The sequence below is a fragment of the Enterococcus sp. DIV1096b genome, from assembly GCF_050498765.1.
GTDB classification, from domain to species: Bacteria; Bacillota; Bacilli; order Lactobacillales; family Enterococcaceae; genus Enterococcus_D; species Enterococcus_D entomosocium.
The window spans coordinates 2,253,042-2,273,414 of the sequence record NZ_JBMHEK010000001.1 but is presented as its reverse complement, the minus strand read 5'-3'; the positions used below and the strand labels follow the sequence as shown (position 1 = coordinate 2,273,414).

At 44.2% G+C, this 20,373-nt stretch carries 12 protein-coding genes; 10 read left to right on the top strand and 2 right to left on the bottom strand.

Annotated elements, in window-relative coordinates; all coding sequences use genetic code 11:
• Window positions 1–11: 11 nt before the first annotated feature.
• The 6 genes from IGJ17_RS10790 (at window position 12) to IGJ17_RS10765 (ending at window position 13,837) form a co-directional block, all read left to right on the top strand.
• Complete coding sequence (locus tag IGJ17_RS10790) at window positions 12–5,942, top strand: bacterial Ig-like domain-containing protein (RefSeq protein ID WP_429961366.1); 5,931 nt, start codon at window positions 12–14, stop codon at window positions 5,940–5,942.
• 271 nt (window positions 5,943–6,213) lie between these two features.
• Complete coding sequence (gene kdpA / locus IGJ17_RS10785; protein ID WP_429961365.1) at window positions 6,214–7,890, top strand: potassium-transporting ATPase subunit KdpA; 1,677 nt, start codon at window positions 6,214–6,216, stop codon at window positions 7,888–7,890.
• A gap of 12 nt (window positions 7,891–7,902) precedes the next feature.
• Window positions 7,903–9,933, top strand: coding sequence for a potassium-transporting ATPase subunit KdpB (gene kdpB, locus IGJ17_RS10780; protein ID WP_016620534.1), 2,031 nt, complete (start codon window positions 7,903–7,905; stop codon window positions 9,931–9,933).
• A 41-nt stretch (window positions 9,934–9,974) separates the two neighbouring features.
• The gene (locus IGJ17_RS10775) at window positions 9,975–10,511 is read left to right on the top strand and encodes a potassium-transporting ATPase subunit C (protein WP_008378732.1); all 537 of its coding nucleotides are present in this window, start codon (window positions 9,975–9,977) and stop codon (window positions 10,509–10,511) included.
• A 12-nt stretch (window positions 10,512–10,523) separates the two neighbouring features.
• A complete protein-coding gene (locus tag IGJ17_RS10770) occupies window positions 10,524–13,124 on the top strand; it encodes a DUF4118 domain-containing protein (protein WP_429961364.1) in 2,601 nt (866 codons plus the stop codon).
• 11 nt (window positions 13,125–13,135) lie between these two features.
• A complete protein-coding gene (locus IGJ17_RS10765) occupies window positions 13,136–13,837 on the top strand; it encodes a response regulator transcription factor (protein WP_016613477.1) in 702 nt (233 codons plus the stop codon).
• Between the two features lie 286 nt (window positions 13,838–14,123).
• Here the strand turns inward: IGJ17_RS10765 and IGJ17_RS10760 are convergent, their stop codons facing one another.
• On the bottom strand, window positions 14,124–14,555 hold the full coding sequence (locus tag IGJ17_RS10760) for a GNAT family N-acetyltransferase (protein WP_016613476.1): 432 nt from the start codon (window positions 14,553–14,555) through the stop codon (window positions 14,124–14,126).
• A 282-nt stretch (window positions 14,556–14,837) separates the two neighbouring features.
• Between IGJ17_RS10760 and IGJ17_RS10755 the strand changes: the two genes are divergently transcribed.
• Complete coding sequence (locus IGJ17_RS10755) at window positions 14,838–16,178, top strand: peptidoglycan DD-metalloendopeptidase family protein (RefSeq protein ID WP_139960141.1); 1,341 nt, start codon at window positions 14,838–14,840, stop codon at window positions 16,176–16,178.
• Window positions 16,179–16,255: 77 nt separating this feature from the next.
• On the opposite strand, the gene IGJ17_RS10750 is transcribed toward IGJ17_RS10755, so the two are convergent.
• A complete protein-coding gene (locus IGJ17_RS10750; protein WP_373192201.1) occupies window positions 16,256–16,624 on the bottom strand; it encodes an iron chaperone in 369 nt (122 codons plus the stop codon).
• A gap of 417 nt (window positions 16,625–17,041) precedes the next feature.
• Between IGJ17_RS10750 and IGJ17_RS10745 the strand changes: the two genes are divergently transcribed.
• The 3 genes from IGJ17_RS10745 to IGJ17_RS10735 all read left to right on the top strand — a co-directional run bounded on the left by IGJ17_RS10745 (window position 17,042) and on the right by IGJ17_RS10735 (window position 19,723).
• Window positions 17,042–17,554 carry a hypothetical protein gene (locus IGJ17_RS10745; protein ID WP_429961363.1) on the top strand — a complete coding sequence of 171 codons (513 nt, stop codon included), beginning with the start codon at window positions 17,042–17,044 and terminating at the stop codon, window positions 17,552–17,554.
• Window positions 17,538–18,893 (top strand): PTS cellobiose transporter subunit IIC, encoded by a 1,356-nt coding sequence (gene celB / locus IGJ17_RS10740; protein WP_086316330.1) that lies wholly within the window; start codon window positions 17,538–17,540, stop codon window positions 18,891–18,893. The genes IGJ17_RS10745 and celB overlap by 17 nt, the downstream gene beginning before the upstream one ends.
• Window positions 18,894–18,994: 101 nt before the next feature.
• The gene (locus IGJ17_RS10735) at window positions 18,995–19,723 is read left to right on the top strand and encodes a GntR family transcriptional regulator (RefSeq protein ID WP_429961362.1); all 729 of its coding nucleotides are present in this window, start codon (window positions 18,995–18,997) and stop codon (window positions 19,721–19,723) included.
• The last annotated feature ends 650 nt before the right edge of the window (window positions 19,724–20,373 follow it).

Genomic DNA, 20,373 nt, shown 5'->3' with positions numbered 1-20,373 from the left:
GGAGGAAAAAAATGAAAAAGAGAAATAAACGAATTCGTCATGGCATTGTTGTTACCGCTTTAGGTCTGTCCCAAGTGATCACTCCGGTCATGGCGCTTGCGGAAACCACGGAACAGGAACAGACCATTCGTACTTTAGATAACTCAAATCATCTGCTGGAATCAACCAGCGGCGTTGCCAATGAAACAAACACAAGCGACGCGCAAACAACTGAGACTACTCAAACGGATCGTTCTTCAGAAGAAAGCGGCGAAGCAACCTCCAAGACGGATGCAGCAACAACGAGTCAAAGTGAAACGCCTGCTACAACTTCATCAACGCATACAGCAGATACTACAGATTCGACGCAAACAAGTTCTTCAGAAACTGAATCGAAAGAGGCAAAAGGAGCCGAAAAGAGTTCCCGTGTCAGCACCCGCATCAATGGACAAGAGCTTTTAGAAAAAGGCACATTACTGACGATTGCTGGTGAGGAGTTCAGTCAAACGGAAGAAACGCGGATTTTAAACAATAGTCCGGTGAAACTGAAATTAGACTTTGAAGTCAATGACGAAGACTATTTAGCCGGCACCACTGCTGTTTTTGACCTGCCGGAAGGCCTTGGTTTTAGTGATATGCAAGGAACAAATGAAGCAATCAATGCTTCGTGGGCAGTAGATAGTGCCGCCCATCAATTAACGATCACCTTTAACCAATCCATTCATGATGCATCGTTTTCGATCGAGTTGACCAGTTATCTTTATTCAGAAGACAAGCCTCAGCTAACCATTGAGATGGGCGATCAAAACCAGACAAGCTACGCCATTGATTTGTATGAAGAAGTTGACCCGATTCAATATGTGTCAGAAAAAAATGTCTTTGGGATGCAAGGAATGGTTTACTACAATACCGATCGGACATTATCTGGAACGGAAACTCTTTCACTGCATTTGGTTGATACGCCGGGTGCGTCCTTCAAAAAGATTGAGACCCAACCGTTAAAAGTCTTCAGCTATGAAGTGGATATCAAAGGAAAGATCAAGCCAGAAACACAAACAGCATTGACTGAAGGGACGGACTACACAATCACCTCAAATAGTCTCTACAATACTGCTGTTGAAGTCAAACAAATGGACAAGCAAAAGGCCTATGGTGTTTCTTATCAATTCACGATGAGTTTGACCGCGTTGACGGATTATACTTCTTCTTTTTCAAAAGGGTATCCGACGACCGGATTTGGTTCGGTACAGCTAAAACAAACAGCTGCCCAAAACAGAGGGTTTTCCTTCACGGCAGCAACCAGTAAAGATGAAAAAGAAGTCGATTCTAGGTATTATATGGGGGTTGCTTCTGCCAGTTTTATGAATGGCCTTTCTAAAGGAAACTACTATGTATCAATTCATCAAATGCCGACGGAGATGAAAGCAGGTCAACAAATCATTCTTTCGAGTCAAAACGGACAGCCGATCACGGCGAAACAGTTAACAGCAAGAGACGCCTTCTATCAAAATGTGACTTTTACGGATTATTTTTCTGTCGAAAATAATGGGGACAAACTGATTGTGACGGCCACAAAAGACAGCAATCTCACTCTTGGTTCCACGAACATAACCGTACCCTTTGATCAGAAAGATATCATCCTCAATGTCTCGACACCGTTAATTGCTAATAAAGAATTCAAAATCGTTGAAGACAACTACGTCGAACCAATCAGTGTTCTTAATCCCAATAACGCTGAAACTGCTTGGGGAAATTATGATCAAAATGGTGCCTATGCCAGTGACACTTCAGTCAATATCGAAGGCAGCACCTCACAACCGATCGAAAATTTACAAATGTTTATTGAACATCCCGAGTATCTTTCTTTAAGAAAGGTACCAAAAGTCGGCTTCTATTATACTTTAGGAACTGATTATACGATTGAAGAAGTAGCAGGCGGAACGATGGTCACCTTTACGTCGCCCATTACCTATTCTGTTCAATTTGATATTGGCTTCAATTATGTGCCAGATAGTTTAGCACCGACAAAATCAATTCCTAACGATACAATTCCAATCACGATTTCCGCGACAGGACTTGACACGGTTCATACCTCCGTCTATACCGGAAGAAAACTGTATTCTGAACGCACGCTCCAAAGCAGTAAGAATCAGTTTTTAGTCAACGCTCGTCAAGATACCATCAGTGATTTGACTGTTGAGACCCATGTTCCGAAAAATACGGATGTTGTGTTTTCGATCATCGATGTTTCCAATGAACAAGTCAGTGGCATTTATCCACAGTACTGGGATCGTGGTTATTATGATAATCAAGCCATGAAAGAAAGCGATCCGAATTATCCAACGATCACCCATGATGAGGCAACCAACTATTATACCTTTGATTTTGGGACGACTAACCATCGCTACATCATTTCCTATCAGTACGCCAATGGTTGGCAGGAAATGAGTACGATTTATGTACCTGGTTTTGCAAAAGAGCCGCTATCAAATAATCAGCAAGGCTCAACTACCGTTTCGGTTTCCAATACAGCGACGGATATTATTGGGATTACTCAAAATACCGTGAATAATACAAAAAACATGACTCAGGTCAAGGTCACAACAAAAAATATCGATGATGGCTCGAAAAAAGTAGCAAATCCAACGATCCTTCTAAAATCATTGGGAAATACCAATGGTGAAATCGATCTTAGGTCAATCAATGTTTCAAATGTGCTAGACGATAGCTACGAAATCAAAGAAGTTGACGGAGACGTACAGCTTGTCTTTTCAAACTATGTTTTAACGAAAAATATCGAAATCAGTTACAACGTACTTTCACAAAACGCCGGCCAAATCTCAGCTTCAGCAACGATCGTTTCTGATACGATTGATACCTTGTCGGAAGCCAAACGGACGGCTACTTCGACGGTGACTAACCTGCAATTTTCGGCAGGTGATTCAAACGGGATCATTTACAAAACTAGTGCGTCACTTGATGTTTATAATACTGAAGAACCAACTCAGAAAATTGCAGGCGTTACATTGATGCTTTGGAATCAGTTGACTGGAGATGTTATTTCTGTTGTAACGGATGAGAAGGGAGAGTATCAATTAGCTGATATTTATACAGGGACCTATATGCTTTATGTTTCCTACGTCCCAGAAGGTTACGTCATACCACAGGAACTTCAGCTTGGTAAAGAGGTGCAAGTGAACCGGACGGGCAATCATCTTTCTGTCGGCATCACACCAGAAGAAGACTTGTCGACGATCGACGCCAAAGATAGCACGATCTACGTGGGAGATGAATGGCATGCTGAAGACAACTTTGTTTCAGCGACAGACAAGCATGGCAATGCGTTGACCTTCTCGGAAATTACCGTCAACGGTGAGGTCGACACATCTAAAGTCGGCACTTATGAAGTCAAATACATGAATGGCAACGTGAGCGAGACAGCGACGATCACTGTGGTGGCCAACCAAGAAACGGTGGCAGCCAAAGACAGCACGTTATATGTGGGCGATGCATGGACACCAGCTGATAATTTTCTAGCGGCAACGGATAAAGACGGTAACACAGTGGCAATCACAGAAGTGACCATCACCGGTGAAGTTGACACGGATACACCTGGAGAATACCAAGTAATCTATCGTAACGGCAAAGCCGAAGCAACAGCGACGATCACGGTCTTAGCAGACCAAACTTCGGTTAAAGCCAAAGACAGCACCTTATACATCGGGGACGACTGGCATGCGGTTGATAACTTTGTTTCGGCAACGGACAAAACAGGAGCGAACGTTCCATTTTCAAATGTGACAGTTAGTGGAGCCGTGGATACTTCCAAAGAAGGCCAATATTTAGTGGTTTATCAAAATGGCAATCAAAAAGCAGTCGCCACGATCACCGTGGTTGCCAATCAAGAAACAGTCGTTGCCAAGGATAGTACACTTTATGTTGGAGATGCGTGGGAGCTTGCGGATAATTTTGTTTCAGCAACGGATAAGAAGGGACAACCGTTAAGCTTGGCAGAAGTCACCACCAGTGGTGACGTGGATACGAAAGTACCAGGAGAATACCAAGTAATCTATCGTAACGGCAAAGCTGAGGCGAAAGCGACGATCACCGTGATAGCTGATCAAACATCAATTAAAGCTAAAGATAGCACCTTATATGTTGGTGACGACTGGCAAGCAATCGACAACTTTGTTTCGGCAACGGATAAAGCAGGAGCAAACCTACCATTTTCAGCAGTGACCGTTAGTGGATTAGTTGATACGAGCAAAGAAGGTCAGTACAAAGTTACTTATAGCAATGGTAAAACAGAAGCTATTGCTACGATCACGGTTGTTGCGAACCAAGAAACGGTGGCAGCTAAAGATAGTACGTTGTATGTAGGTGACTCATGGGAAGCCGCGGATAATTTTCTTTCCGCAACAGACAAAGACGGCAAGGCATTGCCGCTAACAGAAGTAACCGTTGATGGCACAGTTGACACCTCTAAAGCAGGCAGATATGAAGTGGTTTATCGCAATGGCAAAGCCGAAGCGACTGCCACGATCACCGTGTTAGCTGATCAAACGAGTGTCAAAGCCAAAGACAGTACCCTATACGTCGGCGATGACTGGCAAGCTGCCGACAACTTTGTCTCAGCCACAGACAAAACGGGAGCAAACCTACCATTTTCAGGAGTAACCGTTAGTGGCTCAGTCGATACCTCCAAAGCAGGCGAGTACCCAGTGGTTTACCAAAATGGTCATGTCAAAGCAACGGCGACGATTACAGTCGTTGCGAACCAAGAAACCGTAGTCGCTAAGGACAGTACGATTTATGTGGATGATAACTGGCAAGCTGCCGACAACTTCGTGTCAGCCAAAGACAAGGACGGTAATGAGCTAAAACTTGCAGATATCACAACAGTAGGTACAGTCGATAGCGCCACACCAGGGAAATATGAAGTGATTTATCGCAACGGCAAAGCCGAAGCGACTGCCACGATTACCGTGTTGGCAGATCAAACGAGTGTCAAAGCCAAAGACAGTACCCTGTATGTCGGCGATGACTGGCAAGCTGCCGACAACTTTGTCTCAGCCACAGACAAAACGGGAGTAACGGTTGAATTATCAGGAGTAATGGTTACTGGTACCGTCGATACCAATCAAGAAGGCACATACGAAGTCACTTATACGAATGGAAAAGTCAGCGACATAGCGACAATCACTGTGGTTGCTCACCAAGAAACGGTCGTAGCAAAAGATAGTACAATCTATGAAGGAGAGAAGTGGCAAGCCGTCGATAATTTTGTCTCGGCAACAGATAAAAGCGGACAAGCAGTCGATTATGATCAAGTATTGATTAGCGGTACAGTCAATACTGATGTGCCTGGAAAATACCAAGTCATCTATCGCAATGGCAAAGCCGAAGCCACTGCCACAATTACCGTGTTGGCAGACCAGACCTCTGTGACTGTGAAAGATAGCGTGATTTATGTTGGTGACAACTGGACAGCTGCCGACAATTTTGTCTCCGCTACAGATCGTGATGGTAAGACACTTACGTTGGAGCAACTGTTGGTGGACGGTTCGGTTGATACCAAAAAAACCGGAACCTATCAAGTCACCTATTCAATCGTAACCGATGAAGCAGCAACTCCTAACTTTTTCGCACGCTTATTTGGTACTCGCTCACAAGAAGCAGTCACCGCCACAGCGAAGATCAAAGTCGTTGAAAAAGCAGAAGAACCAGAGGAAAATGATAAGCAGCCAGAGAAAGATGATTCTAATAAAGGGCAAGAAAAACCAACGGATGCAGGGCAGCCTGGTAAACAAAGCAAAGCGACCGCAAAGGACAAGCGGGTGTTACCAAAGACCGGTACAGCCATCACTCAAGGCTATTCGATTGCAGGAGTGAGCCTTATTGCACTAGCGGGGATCGTCTTCTTTCGTAAGAAACACACGAACAAAAGCAGAAAAACAAAATAAGTCTCAATGACTCTAACAGCGGATATCCTTCACGATATCCGCTGTTTTTGTTTTTTTTCTAAAAAAAACCTGCTGTATTGCGGTTTTCTTGTCCGATAAGCAGCCGTATAAAGAAGATATAAAGATGCTAGCAGAAGATTTACACTATTTTTATTTCTTTTTGCGTATGCTTACGTCATGAAGGAGTGAAGAATATGAATCTTGTTTTAGGAATAATCGGAGTGATCGTAATGATCTATCTCTTTTGGTACTTGTTTGAGGGGGGAGAACGATGAGTAGCTATTTTGTGCAAGGCTTTTTATTTTTACTGATCTTACTAGCAGTAGCGGTTCCTTTGGGCTGGTATATCAAAGAAATCATGCAAGGAAAAACACCGCGGTTTGTCCGCTTTATTCAACCCATTGAACGGTTGACCTATCGAGTGATTGGTTCGGTCAGCAAAAAAGAAATGACCGCCAAAACTTATCTATTTTCAGTCTTGGCCGTCAGCGTCTTTTCCATCATCGGATTGACCGGATTATTGATGGTCCAGCACTGGTTACCGCAAGGGGCGGCCGTTGAGAATTTGTCCTTTGACTTAGCATTGAACACAGCCGTCAGTTTTGTGACGAACACGAACTGGCAAGCTTACGCTGGGGAAGAAGCACTGACCAATCTTTCCCAAGCATTAGGATTAACGGTGCAAAATTTCTTATCTGCGGCAGTAGGACTAGCTGTACTGTGTGCCTTGATTCGTGGGCTGCAGCAAAAACAAAAACGAACGGTAGGGAATTTTTGGCAAGACATCACCCGTTCCTTACTGTATATCCTTTTACCACTCTCATTGATTTTAGCGATCTTGCTCCTGTCTCAAGGCGTCGTTCAAACGTTGAGCAGCGGCGTGGAAGTCAATGGATTTGAAGGGAAATCCTTTTGGATGGCGCTCGGGCCGGTAGCGAGTCAAATCGCCATCAAGCAATTAGGGACCAACGGCGGCGGTTTTTTTGGCGCCAACGCCGCCCATCCATTTGAAAACCCAACGATGTTCAGTAATTTTTTAGAAAACTTAGCGATCTTGTTGCTGCCAGCTGCTGTGATTTTTGCCTTTGGCTTTTGGATCAAAGAGTGGAAACAAGGACGTACGATCTTGATCACCGCAACCGTCTTTTTGATCCTGGCCTTTATTGGCGTAGTGATCAGTGAAGCTTATGGGCCGCAATTCAGTCAAGTGCTTGGGAATGCCAACCTAGAAGGCAAAGAAGTACGTTTCGGTATCGGTTGGTCGAGTCTCTGGGCAGTGAGTACCACCGCCGCTTCCAGTGGATCAGTCAATGCCATGCTGGATAGTTTCACACCACTCGGGGGTGCGATCCCAATGTTCTTGATGCAGCTGGGGGAAATCATCTTTGGCGGTGTCGGTAGCGGACTTTATGGCATGATCGCTTTTCTATTATTGACGGTCTTTATCGCTGGTTTACTCGTGGGACGAACACCAGAATATATCGGCAAAAAAATCGAAGCCTTTGACATTAAAATGACGAGTATCGTTATTTTGACGCCATTGCTACTGACGCTTTTCGGGGCTATGTTGATGACCTTGCATCCTGACATCATGAGCTGGCTAACCAACCAAGGCGCCCATGGCTTTAGCGAACTGTTGTATGCAGCAACTTCGTTCAGCAACAACAACGGGAGTGCCTTTGGCGGCTTGACCGCAGATACTGTTTTCCTGAATAGTTTGGGTAGTATCTTGATGTTCGTTTCACGTTTCGTTCCCATCGCAGCCATCTTGTATCTGGCAGAAAACATGGGTGCCAAAAAGAAAACCGTTCGTAATGAAGGAACCTTATCAACCATGAGTCCAGTCTTTGTCACGATGCTAATCATTGTGATCATCGTGATCGGTGCACTGAGCTTTTTACCAGCGATGGCTTTAGGACCAATCGCAGACTTTTTTACAACGAAATAGGAGAGAGAAAAAATGAAAAAAATCTATCAATGGGCGATCGGCGAATCCTTTAAGAAATTGGACCCTCGCCAACAAATCAAAAACCCCGTGATGTTTGTGGTTTACCTAGGGGCGATCTTGACAACGATTTTATGTTTTCAAGAACAAACGGTCCCGTTGTGGTTTAGCATCAGTGTGACCGTCTTCTTATGGTTGACTATATTGTTTGCCAATTTTGCCGAAGCAGTAGCAGAAGGGCGCGGCAAAGCACAAGCGGATAGTTTGAAGCAAGCCAAAAAAGACATCATGACCTACAAAGTCATGTCCTTGGAAGATGTCGCCAAAGAGGCTTTTATCGAAGTCCGTTCCTCCGATTTGAAAAAAGGCGACTTGGTTTATGTTCCTTCTGGCGAACAAATTCCTGCCGATGGGGATGTCGTGGAAGGTGCTGCTTCGGTGGACGAAAGTGCCATCACAGGAGAATCAGCACCTGTCATTCGTGAATCTGGTGGCGACCGTAGTGCAGTCACGGGAGGAACCTTAGTCGTTTCCGATTACTTGGTCATTAAAGTGACCGCTGAAAATGGTCATTCTTTTTTGGATAAGATGATTGCGATGGTGGAGGGGACACAGCGGAAAAAAACACCCAATGAGATTGGCTTGCAGCTGTTCTTAGTGACACTGACCATCATCTTCTTGGCTGTTTCCATCACATTGATTCCCTTTACTGATTTTAGCAGTCAGTTATCTGGTCGGGGAATGGCGATTTCCAGTGTGATCGTGATCGCTTTACTGATTTGTCTCGCACCAACCACGATCGGCGCCTTGATTTCCTCGATTGGGATCGCTGGAATGAGCCGTTTGACCAAAGAAAACGTCATCGCCATGAGTGGACGCGCGATTGAAGCTGCAGGAGATGTGGATGTTTTGCTGCTGGATAAAACAGGAACCATTACTCTGGGAAACCGCCGTGCCAGCGAGTTCTTACCGGTACCGGGGGTCACCGCCAAAGAGTTAGCAGATGCAGCGCAGTTGGCATCTTTTGCCGATGAAACGGCAGAAGGACGCAGTATCGTAATTTTAGCCAAAGAAGCCTTCAATATTCGTGAACGGGTATTTCAGCAAGCTGATGTCCATTGGATCGATTTTAGTGCCAAAACCCGGATGTCTGGGATCGACTATCGTGGTGATGAGATCCGTAAAGGAGCTGCTGATACGATCAAGCAATATGTGACGGCAAAAGGGCAGACCTATCCCACTGCATGTGACGAGATCGTGGAAAAAGTCGCTAAAGCTGGTGGAACCCCATTGGTCGTAGTGAAAAATGGCCAGGTACTCGGGGTCGTTTATTTAAAAGACATCGTGAAAAACGGCGTCAAAGAAAAATTTGCCGACATGCGAAAGATGGGCATCAAGACGATCATGATCACCGGGGACAACCCCTTGACGGCAGCTGCTATTGCCGCCGAAGCGGGCGTCGATGATTTCTTAGCCGAAGCAACACCAGAAAACAAAATGAACCTGATTCGCGAATATCAGGAAAAAGGGCATTTGGTGGCGATGACGGGGGATGGAACCAACGATGCACCCGCACTCGCCCAAGCCGATGTGGCAATGGCGATGAACACTGGTACACAAGCAGCCAAAGAAGCGGGCAATATGATCGACCTTGATTCCAGCCCAACCAAATTACTGCAAGTGGTGCAGATCGGTAAACAGCTGCTGATGACCCGTGGGGCATTGACGACCTTTAGTATCGCGAATGATATCGCCAAATATTTCGCAGTGATCCCTGTCCTGTTTTATGCGATTTATCCAGAACTTGCAGCGCTGAATATCATGAATCTTGGTAGTCCCTTGACGGCGATTTTGTCCGCAGTCATTTACAATGCAGTCGTGATCATCGCCTTGATCCCTCTGGCGTTAAAAGGGGTCAAATACCAAGAAAAACCAGCCAGCCAAATGCTGCGGCACAATCTTGTCGTCTACGGCCTAGGCGGCATCATCGCACCATTCATTTGTATCAAGCTAGTAGATTTGCTTTTGTCAGCTGTTCTACTATAAGAGAAGTCCATCAGAGTCAAAGAGTCATTTAGGAGGAAAACATGATGAAGAACACCCTCTTTGCCAGTATCAAATTTTTACTATTTAGTACCGTGCTATTTGGCGGTCTCTATACATTGTTGGTCACCGGTGTCGGACAAGTCTTTTTTGCCCATCAAGCCAATGGCAGTCAAATCGTGGAAGGTGGAGAGGTCAAAGGGTCTGAGCTGCTTGCGCAACCCTTTGACCAAGCAGGTTACTTCCAAGGCCGTGATCAAACTGTTTCACAATTGTCGCCCTATGATCCGACCCAAAAAAAGACTGTAGCTGAGCGGACAGCGGCGTTACTGGCAGAAAACCCAACCCAAACCAGTGTGCCGATCGATCTCGTGACCGCTTCGGGTAGTGGCGTTGATCCTGATATCAGTGTCGAAGCGGCACTTTTTCAACTGCCGCGGATCGCTGACACAAGAGGCATCGATGAACAAACAATTCATGATATAATAAACAGAAATAAAGTAGCTGATCTGTTCTCCACGAGAGAATATGTCAATATCATGACCTTGAATCAGCAGCTCGATCAATTACCCGAAGAATAGGGGGAAGCATCTATGAGTGAAAACAACCAGCAGACAATCCCAGAAGAGATGCTGCTGCAAGCCGGCTTTGGACCTAAACGTGGCAAACTACGGGTGTTTTTCGGTTTTGCTGCCGGTGTCGGAAAAACCTATACGATGTTAACCGAAGCCCATGAGTGTTTGCTCATGGGCAAAAATGTGGTGATCGGCTATATCGAACCCCACAAACGTCCTGATACCAATCGATTGCTTGAAGGGTTACCACAAGTACCATTAAAGCAATACCAGCACAAGCAATTGACCCTATATGAGCCGGATATCGATCGACTGATCCAACTAAAACCAGATATCGTCTTGATCGATGAGTTAGCACATACCAATCCCATTGGTGCGCGAAACAAAAAACGTTACCAAGATGTTGATGAACTTTTGCATGCAGGAATCACTGTCTATACGACCATCAATGTCCAGCATATCGAAAGTCTGAATGACATCGTGGAAAAGGTCACGGAAGTGGAAGTCAGAGAAACGGTGCCTGACACCTTTTTCCAACACGCCAGTTTGCGGGTAGTGGATGTTGAACCAGACGAACTGATCGATCGATTGGAACAAGGAAAAATCTATGCTGATGAAAATGCCAAACGAGCGCTAAAAAATTTTTTTACGCCAGAAAAACTTGATCATCTGCGGGGATTAGCGATCCAAAAAGCTTCCAATCATATCAATCAAATGAACGGCGGTCGAAAACGAGTTCAAAGCAAGCTTTTGACCATCATTGATGATCGCTTGCCGAAAATGGCAGAAAAATGCATTCGTTGGACCGCTCGCTTAGCCCAAGGAGTCGGTGCCGAATGGACGGTCATCCAAGTTCGATCGTTAGATGATACACCTACCGAAGTGCCGTTGGCAGAGCGTTTGGGTGCAGAAGTCATCAACATTGAAGCGGATGACAGTTTTGAAACCATCGTAGAGTATGCCAAAATGACGGGTGCCAGTGACATTATCATGGGGAAACAGGTTTCTCAAAAGTGGTTTCAAAAATTGTTTGTCGAGGATTTAGAAGACCGCTTGATTCGGCGCCTTGATGACATTGAGATCCATTTGATTCCTTTTAAAGAAAAAATGCAGCGACCACGGCTGACGTTTTCGCAATTATTTGAAGGCGGCGGTCGAGATTTCACCTTGACCTTTGGGCTGATCATGCTCGCCACCTTAGTGACAGAAGGCATGCAGTATCTGCATTTCGGCGAGCAGAACTTGATGCTGGTCTACATCTTTTTTGTTCTCTTAGTGGCCCGTTACACGAGTGGCTATCTATGGAGTGCCATGGCATCAATTATTAGTGTCCTTTCTTACAACTGGTTCTTTGTCGAACCCTTGTATTCCTTGACGGTCTATAAAGCAGGTTATCCAATCACATTAGTGATTATGCTGATCGTTGCCTTGATGATCAGTAACTTGATGGTTCGATTGAAGACCCAAGCAGAAAATGCCAAGGAAAAAGAGCATCAAATGGAGATATTGTATGAACTGAACAAACAATACATGGAAACGCGGAATGAGCAAGAAATCTATGAAAGTACGACCACCTATTTGGCACGCTTACTCCAGCGAGAAGTGGCGTTATATGACAGAGAAGGCCACTTGAGAAGTCTGCATTCTTCAAGAGAAACACTGTCTCAACTGACTGGCAAGGATGAGAAAGCCGTCGCTTTTTGGGTCGTGAAAAATCAAAAAGAAGCCGGTCGCGGCACAGATACTCTGATTGGTGCCAATGGATTTTACTTGCCGATCGTTTTAAACGGCAAACCACTAGGCGCCCTTGGGGTAGAACGCAACGAGGAGCATCAGTTGGCCAATAGTCAATTGAATTACTTGCGCCTTGTGATCACCCAAATTGCTACCGTGTTGGAGCAAGTCTCTCTGGCGAGTGAGAAAGAACAGATCCAATTAGAAAACGAACGGGAAAAAGTCCGCAGCAATCTACTGCGTGCGGTTTCTCATGACTTGCGGACGCCACTGACGACGATTTCTGGCATTGCCGAAACATTGAGCGAAACCGAAGGCGCGATCAAAAAGGAAACGAAACAAAAGCTGCTAGGAGATATCCAAAGTGAATCCCAGTGGTTGATCCGCATGGTCGAAAACTTACTGTCGGTGACCCGCATCAATTTGACTAACATGGCGGTCAAGCGCAGTGAAGAACCAATCGAAGAAATTATCGAAGCGGTTTTAACGCACCTAAAAAAAGTCTATCCGCAACAAAAAATCATCGTGAAGATGCCCGATCAGCTGATTTTTGTCCAAGTCGATCCCATCTTGATCGAACAAGCCTTGTTTAATTTGATTGAAAATGGCGTACGCCATGGAACCGCCGATACACCGATTTTCTTGCGAGTTTTTCAGGAGCAAGAAGTGGTCATTGAAATCGAGAATCAAGGGGAGATCCCCCTAGGGCAATACCAAAAAATCCAAGCGAATTTGACTAATGACACCGAAGTGCCGGTGGATTCCAAAAATGGACTAGGCATCGGACTGAGTATCGTTAAAACCATCATCCATGCCCATGAAGGCAAATTGGCGATCGAAACGAAAGCCGGCAGTACCATCTTTCGTATTTATTTAAAGCAGTAAGGAGGAAGAACATGCAGCGACATTTTTTATTGATTGAAGATGATTCGAATATCGTTGATTTTATGGAGGTCGTCTTGCAAAGAGAACACTACAACTTTACGTCAGTTGGTACAGGCATGGAGGCATTGATGCTCTTGCAGGAAGAAACTATCGACTTCATCTTACTGGATCTGGGCTTACCGGACATTGATGGCATGGAGCTGTTAAAAATCATTCGTAAGCGCATGAACACACCGATCATCGTGATCTCTGCCCGCAAAGATGAACAAGACAAAGTGCAAGCGTTAGACCTCGGTGCCGATGATTATGTAACAAAGCCCTTCAGTACCAATGAATTATTTGCCCGTATCCGCACGGCATTGCGGCACAAGGAGTCAGCTGCCTTTAGCAGCAGCCCGATTCTCGTAAACAAGGAGTTAACGATCGATTTTGAGAAGAAAATCCTGTACAAGAATCAAAATGAGATCCATTTGACCAAAAACGAATACCGTATCATGGCAGTAATGTTCAAGAATTTAGGCAAAGTCGTCACTTACGATACGCTGACCAGTGAAGTCTGGGGACCTTTTGCAGCGGATGCACAAACCTTACGAGTCAATATCTCAAACATTCGCAAAAAAATCGAAACCAATACGCTGCAGCCAGAATATTTGATCACTGAAATCGGCGTCGGGTATCGCTTGCGGGAGTATCCAGCAGAATCTTCTGTATAAGTTCGATTCAATCCTAAACAGCCTCCTCCTAAAATTTAGGAGGAGGCTGTTTACTTTCATTGCATCAATGACCATAGTATCCACTGCTTTATACCATTTGACAGTGCCAATCCAAGGGAAGATGGGACTGCACGAAGGGGAAAATGTCGCTCATTCAAATTTTGTATATTTGTCCTATATGTATTGCTGGGAAATATGATGTTTGATCAGTCAATTTTTTTTTATTAAACAGTTTCCAAAGGGTTCGTTAACTAACAGGTAGAAAAAAATAGGAAAAAGAGCAGCATCAACGATGCCACTCCATGGTGTTTTCGATTTCATTGGTATCAGAATCCAGTTGTTCAGAAACGATGGTAAAGCCGTTTTTGAGATAAAACGCAATAGCAGCTGTATTTTTTTGGTAGACATTCAGAGTCAGCTTCTCGTGTTCTGCTTGTGCTTTTTGTAAAAGCTGCTTGCCAATGCCGTGGGCACGATAGTCTTTCAAAACGAAAATACCAGCGATATAATCACCCAACATCCCGATGAAGCCGACGGGCTGATCATCCACCGAATAGGTGTAAATAAGGGCATCAGAGAAGGCTTTTTTCACAAAATCATAGTTATCTTGCCAATGGGCAGCCGAAATAAAGTCATGGGCATCCAAATTACTTTGCAGCCAAATCTGGGCGATGGTTTCTAATTCAGAATCAGTAAATTGGGTCACTTGTTGTATCATGAGAACCTCCGTTTTTATTCAGTATAGCATAGGTATATTGCTGATTGCTGCGAATCGCGGCACTTTTGTAGGCAATTGGTCAGGAGACGAACCGCTTGATAAGTAACGAAGGTTAAATGACGAAGAAAAGCAATCTTTTTCGTTGAAATATTCTAACAATTTTGTTTCAGCTAGATGTCAATTTCTTGCAGCCAGATGTTATTTGTGTGAAAACAGCCCCAAGAATGAAATCTTTCGGTATGCTAGAGAAAGCGATAAGACACATCTAGTTAAGGAGAAAAAATGAAAAAGACACTTTTGGTTGCAAGTTCACTTGTTTTGCTGACGCTGCCTGTCGTGACGGTATCCGCAGACAGCTTTGATCAGAAGATCCAGCAGCAAAATGAAAAAATCAATGACATAAAAAATGAATCTACCTCATTAGAATCACTGAAACGATCCACAGAGGCAGAGATTCAATCGATTGAAGGAGAAATCCAAGCAATCCTACAAAAGAAAACGACGACGGAAGAAGAAGTCAATGCCTTGGCACAAGAGATCCAAGTCCTTGAAGAAAAAATCATCAAGCGCACAGAGGTACTGGCGAATCAAGCGCGTGACATTCAAACGTCGGAACCTTCCAATCGGTTGTTCCAAAAAATCGTTGATGCTGAATCCATCGGAGAAGCCATTCAACGGGCGATTGCTTCAGTAACGATCATGAATGCCAGCAATAGCATCGTCGAACAACAGCAAGAAGATATCGCAATGAGCCAGCAATTGGAAAAAGAGTTGCAGGAACAATTGGTTGCGATCGAAGAGCAGTCAAGCGCATTGCAAGGAAAACAAGCGGAATTAGCTGATGTCAAATTGAATCAAGAAGTTGAACTAGCGGACCTTGCCTTGGCATTGAACACCGAAGAAGAGAAAAAAGACCGATTGGAAGCGGACCAAGCAGAAGCAAAACGGCAACGAGAAGCAGCGTTGAAGCAACTGGCTGAGCAAGAAGCACAAGAAGCAAAAGCGCGCAAAGAAGCAGAAGAAGCAGCAAAACGCCAGCAAGCAGCAGAAGCCGAGTCAGCTAAAACTGCTGAAAATCCTGCCGTTCAACAAGCAGCAGTGACAGCAGCACAGCCGAAGACGGAAGCCGCAGTGTCGTCAGAAACATCGGTGTCGTCAGAAAAACCTGCAGCTACGCCTGCACCTGTGCAGCAAGCAACTGAGCCAAAAGAACAAGCAAGCACAGGTGGATGGCAAATGCCAGTCGATTCGGTTCATATTTCGAGTCGTTTTGGGTATCGAACAGATCCAACAGGGGCATCAGGAAATCAACATAATGGCATCGACTTTACCGGGGGGACAGGAACACCGATCTATGCGATTCAAGCAGGCGAAGTTGTCGAAGCGGGCTATGGTCCGTCAACTGGTAACTATGTGATCATCAAACATGCCAATGGCATTTACAGCTACTACATGCACTTTAGTACACTGCCAGCTGTCTCGGTCGGACAAAGCGTCTCAGCTAGACAATATGTAGGCGGTATGGGAACGACTGGAAATTCAACTGGCGTCCATCTACATTTAGGGATGTCAACAAGCTTATGGTCAGGATTCTTTGATCCGGCACCAGAATTGGGCTTATAATAGTCAGAAAATCCGCAGAAGCGAACAGGCTTCTGCGGATTTTTTGGTTGCTATTCTTTTACGAAGTCTCAATTGGCTCAGCGCCAAAAGCGGGTCATCTCCGCTTTGTCTTTCAGGTTGAAAGCGATCATGTCTTCAATCAATGCTTGATCGATCGGCTCAGTCCACTTGATGCGAAAAATGTTATCCGTATGGCTGTAGCCAGCTTTTTCAATGGCATCGGTAAACTGTTCAAGACACTTGGTTTCTGGAGAGACAGAAAAGTGCGGTTTTGAAACGCTGAAACCGATAATAAAGGTTTCATGGGCGGTGAACATCGGCTGTTTCCATTTAATGACTGGAACGAGGTCAGGAAATTTCTTGGTAATAGCGGCAAATAAGGCACGCAGTTTTTCTTGTTTTACTGGATCTTCAATGCTGGTTAAGTAAGTTTCTAATACATCCATTGGGAGATCTCCTTTCGTTTTAAGGAACGAGTACAGGCAATGTCGATTAATAAAAATAACGCATGTTTGAAATCAACTATTTTGTTACTTAGAGTGTACTGTAAAGTTAGTAAGTTGACAAACCTGTTGCCTTGCATGGGGGATAAAGCCTTCAGAAACAAACATTTTTTGCAAAAAGTAACGCTAAAAACAACTTTTTTTCTGCTCGAACAAAAGCCAAACATCAGGAACATTCCAGTATTATCTGCACGGTTCCTTGAGATCAGCTTAACTTTTCAGAAATAACAAATGAAAAAGCAGATTATTTTCAGAGGAAACTTTCAAAAAGAAATCGGTTGCATTCAACAAGAATTCTGCTAGAATATAACTTGTTCGAACAAGTTGTTGAGCGAAAGCAAAAAGAAAGGAGGAGGACTTGTGACCAAAAGGAAACCGGTAACCCAAGCAGCCAAGAAAGAATATGCAAACAAAAGTATGCGGTTTAATCGTTTTTTACTTTTTCGTTATATGACTGCGATCTTTTTCTTTGTCAATCTTTATTGGACCCTATTGAGTCTGTCTCAATGGACATGGGCTGGTTTGATTCCCATTGCCTTATTGATCGTTGATGGACTTATACTTATTGAACAAACTCAAAAATATTGGCAGCAATCGAATCGTTTACTGGTGACAAAAATCGGATATTGGCTCCAATTCGGTGTCAATCTGATTGCAATTCTATTTATTTTGATCGGACAGCAAGCAACATTGATTTCTTTTTTGAATCAATCGGGTAGAGGCATCTTACTTGCCTTGTTTACTGTCGGCATGATCGCGTGCCTGTTCATCCAGCGTAAAGCGTGGTTGATCGAGCATGACCGCGACAAATATTTCACGTATTTGACTACATTTGAAACTCAAGGAGGAACAGTCAATGGATTCAGAAAATAACAAAATGTTTGCCTTCTTGGACCGCTACTTAATGGGTCCAATGGGGAAAATCTCACAATTACGGATCGTTCGTGGGGTCATGGCAGCCGGGATGGCGTCGATTCCTTTCACTATTGTAGGATCTATGTTCTTGATCATCAGTGTTTTGCCACAAAGCTTCCCTGCATTAGAGGGCATTTGGAGTGCTTCATTCGATAAGATCCAAAATCTTTACATGTTAGGTAATACCGCAACGATGGGGATTTTAGCACTTTACTTCTGTGTCGTGTTTGGTTACGAGTACACCAAAATCCAAGCACAAGAAGAAAAAATCGTTCTTAGCCCAGTCAATGGCGCGTTGCTTTCAATGATGGCGTTCTTTATGTGCTTGCCACAATTAGTTTTTGAAGGCGGTATGGCAACATTAGTCAATGTCATTTCTGATGACCAAAAAATCATCGATGGTTGGGAAATGGCTGGCGGGGTGACTCGTTTAGGAACAACTGGGATCTTTACAGCGATCATCATGGCGATTATTGCCGTAAAAATCTACGCATTCTGTGTGAAACGCAATATTGTCATCAAAATGCCTGACACAGTGCCAACAGGAGTATCTTCCTCTTTTACAGCATTGATCCCAACGGCACTGACTTCATTAGCTGTAATCGTCATCAATGGTGCATTAGTCGCAATGGGCACAGATATTTTCAAAGTCATTGCGATTCCTTTTAGTTTCGTGACGCAATTGACCAGTACCTGGGTCGGACTACTTGTTATCTACTTCTTCATGCATGCGCTCTGGATCGTGGGTATTCATGGGGCAACGATCGTGACCTCATTCTTGACGCCAATCGTATTGTCGAATATGGTGGAAAACCAAAATGGTGCCAACATTGCCTTCGCGGGTGAGTTTAACAATAGTTTCGTAACGATCGGTGGTTCAGGAGCGACGTTAGGAATGGTGATTTTCATCGCCTTTTTTGCAAAATCAGCGCAGTTAAGTGCTTTAGGAAAAGCAGCGATCGTGCCATCCTTCTTCAATATCAATGAACCGATTTTGTTCGGGATGCCAGTGGTATACAACCCGTACACAGCGATCCCATTCTTCTTAGCACCGATGGTTTCAATGTCCGTTGCTTATTTTGGCATCAACTTAGGCTTTGTTAACCCACCGATTGCCCAAGTAGCGTGGCCGACCCCAATTGGCTTATCCGGCTTTATTGGTTCAGGTGGTGACTGGCGTGCCTTTGTCTTAGCAATCATCTGTGCAGTCGTTGCTTTCTTGATTTGGTTCCCATTCATCAAAATGTATGATGGCAAATTATACAAGGACGAACAAGCAAACGCAACGAAGGCATAATCTTTCCGTTTTTTTGATAAGCCGGCTATGAAAAATAGCTGGCTTTTTTTACGCCAAAGACGATAATAGTAGTAGAGAATCGCAAGGAAAGGAGTAGGCAGATGACGAAACTCAGTATTGAAGACTTAGCAGCAGAATTGATCAGAAAGATCGAAGCTGGTGACATTGGAAATGAGCAGGGGAAGATGCCTAGTGAACGAGAGCTTTTGGCAATTTATCCAGTTTCTCGTTATACGTTACGCCAAGCCCTCAATAAGTTGAGCAAGATGGGCTGGATCTACCAGATGCAAGGCCGCGGCTCGTATATTCGTTTTCATAACAACCAAAAACCGACCATTGAACAAGGAGATCTTGGCTTCAATGAAGACTTGACCCGGGGCGAGAAAAACATTCGAACGGTCAAAGCCTCAAAGCGACTGGTCAAAGTATCAGAGGCGTTGTTTCTCCCAAGTCAAAAACAATTTGCGAAAGAACAGCACTTTATCGAAGTCCAACGGTTTCGCACGCTAGATGACAAACCGTATTTGATTGAACGTTCCTATTATATACCTGAAATCGTAGGGGAGATCTCCGAAACAATGATGGAGGGGTCAATGTTCCAAGCTTTGGCAGAAGAAAAACAACTGACAGTCGCCTTCATCGACAAGTTCATTCAAAGCAAACCGTTATCACAGGAACAAGCTGCGTTCTTTCATCTAGAAGAAGGCATGCCCGCATTGATCGTACGAGATGACAGCTATCTGAGAAATGGGGAGCTATTAGCCTTTTCGATGATCCATTATGATTATCGGATGGCGACATTATACATGCATAAAAAGTTATTCGTTTAAAGCAAACTGATTTTCAAGAAACGGTTCTTTCTTTTTTTGAAGGCAAGAGAAAAGCAGCCCATCAGGGAGAAAAAAGACTTACAGTTGCAGATCGGTAGACAGGAACCGGCTTTCAAACTGAGAGAAAAGGGATCGCTTCCAATGGATGAAAGATGACTGAGCAGTAAAACTATATAATAGGTAAAGAATCGATCAGCGACCTTGGCTTATAAGGTCGCTGTTTTTTTTGAGGGGATTGATCGGCGGTTAGGAAGGCGTGATTGTTGATTTAAGATAAAGATCGTTTAAAGAAGACCATTCGTTTCCTTAATACGAGGATATTTTGCTCAATTTTTAACAATATCATGTGGATAACCGACTTGCTCTGACAGATATTTCATCAAGTGAAGAAATATCTGATTTTTCAATCTGTTTTTGCTTTGATACTATCAAATAGACAACAGATGTTCTGCGAACGGAAGCCGTCTTTTCGTTTAATGGCTATTTTATTGAGAAACAGGCCGATTCACTGACTTGATTTCTATCCTCCAAAATAAATGGAGGTCGTGGAAATCAAGGGGTGTGGTGGTTTTTGCTTTCTTTTTTTGAACGAATGATGGCAAGAAGGAAACGGACATCACTGCTCAAAAGGTCACAGCAGAAACGTCAGC